Genomic DNA, 204 nt, shown 5'->3' on the forward strand with positions numbered 1-204 from the left:
GCAGGCGGGCGGCGGTGAAGGGCTTGCCGGCGGCGTCCTGCTTGTAGCGGCCGGGGTAGTCGTAGCGCTCGTAGTCGGCGTGCTGGTGGTCGAGGTGGGTGGCATGGGCGACATGCTGCTGGTTATAGATCGGGTGCTTGAAGCTGTAGTCGAGCTGGGTCTGCACGGCAGTGCGCACCTGCTCGCGGTAGGCGAAGCGGCGCA

General features: G+C 67.6%; 1 protein-coding gene. It reads right to left on the reverse strand.

Annotated elements, in window-relative coordinates:
• A partial coding sequence (locus PSEWESI4_RS24870) for a contractile injection system protein, VgrG/Pvc8 family (RefSeq protein WP_187673925.1) occupies positions 1-204 on the reverse strand: 204 nt, incomplete at both ends.

Source organism: Zestomonas carbonaria (assembly GCF_904061905.1).
GTDB classification, from domain to species: Bacteria; Pseudomonadota; Gammaproteobacteria; order Pseudomonadales; family Pseudomonadaceae; genus Aquipseudomonas; species Aquipseudomonas carbonaria.